Annotated in this window: 2 protein-coding genes and 1 riboswitch; both genes read left to right on the top strand. The window is 57.8% G+C overall.

The window, feature by feature from the left end; genetic code table 11:
- A partial coding sequence (locus GM658_RS29000; protein ID WP_170298877.1) for an Ig-like domain-containing protein occupies positions 1–212 on the top strand: 212 nt, incomplete at its 5' end.
- Between the two features lie 220 nt (positions 213–432).
- Positions 433–519, top strand: a riboswitch (cyclic di-GMP riboswitch).
- A 119-nt stretch (positions 520–638) separates the two neighbouring features.
- Positions 639–1,266 (top strand): S8 family serine peptidase (locus tag GM658_RS28560; protein WP_211841960.1); only part of this gene is annotated, 628 nt, incomplete at its 3' end.

The following is a 1,266-nucleotide window of genomic DNA, read 5'->3' as shown; positions in this document are numbered from 1 at the left end:
ACGTGAGCGTGAACGCCTCCGACAACAGCGGTTCGGCCGGCATCAACATGAGCGTCTACATCGACGGCGTATTGAAAGCTTCCGGCGCCGGTTCCTCGCTGTCCTTCAGCTGGAACACCCGCAAGGCCTCTGCCGGTACCCACACCATCCAGGCTGTGGCCAAGGATATGGCCGGCAACACCTCCACCACCAGCGTGCAGGTGACCCGCTAATCAGATAATAAATACCCTGTTTGAGCCCGGCTTCGGCCGGGCTTTTTTTATTTAATTGCATTATTGAGACTTCGAAAGTAAAAGTGACTATAAGAAATAATCCAAGTCGTTGAATTAACGAATATTTCTTATAATCCAGACTTATTTGAGACATTCAAAAAAAGTTTTAAAAATCCGCTTGCCACACGGCAATTAGCCGACTATAGTTCCGTACAGCAAGATCTGATAAGGGCAAACCGCGGGAAACTGCGGGACGCAAAGTCATCGGTCTAAAGGGCTTCGGCCCCATGACGGCAGGACTGCCAGACAAAAGTATCCCTCACCATGGGCGTTGATGCGCCTGTGCGGGTTGTGATGCAGTCTTCTACCGGCATAGACCGGCGGGCAGTCCTCGTTTTTTTATTTTTGAAAACAGGGACTCGCACCATGAAAACCATCACCACCTTCTCCGCCGCAATCGCTACCGCCATCGCTACCCTGGCTGCGCCAGCCTTCGCCGCCCAATCGGAAGACTTCGCCCAAGGCCGCATCATCGTGGAACCGAAAGCCGGCCTGACCGTGGCTGAGTTCGCCAAGATCCTCAAGGCCAATGGCGCCGGCAATGCCCGCAAGCTGGGCCAGAGCAATATCCACCTGATCGACGTGGCGCACGGTTCGGAAAAGGCCGTGGCCGCCAAGCTGAAAAACAACCCGCACTTCAAGTTCGCCGAGCTGGACAAGCGCGTGCTGGTATCGGCCGCCTACAACGACCCTTACCTGGGCAGCCAGTGGCACATCAGCAAGATTGGCGCCCCAACGGCCTGGGATAGCGCGCAAGGCGCCAACGTGACCGTCGCCATCCTGGACACCGGCGTCGACAGCAGCCACCCTGACCTGGCGCCGCACATGGTGGCCGGCTGGGATATCTACAGCAATGGCGCCGACACCTCCGACCTGTGCGGCCACGGCACCGCCGTCGCCGGCTCGGCCGCCGCCGCCGGCAATAACGGCGTTGGCGTCTCGGGCGTGTCGGGCCAGTCGAAAATCATGCCGCTGCGTATTGCGTACAAGGGCA

The organism is Massilia eburnea, assembly GCF_009720745.1.
In the GTDB taxonomy this organism is placed as follows: Bacteria; Pseudomonadota; Gammaproteobacteria; order Burkholderiales; family Burkholderiaceae_D; genus Rugamonas; species Rugamonas eburnea.
The sequence above is the reverse complement of the archived record's forward strand: the minus strand, read 5'-3'. Positions and strand labels throughout refer to the sequence as shown.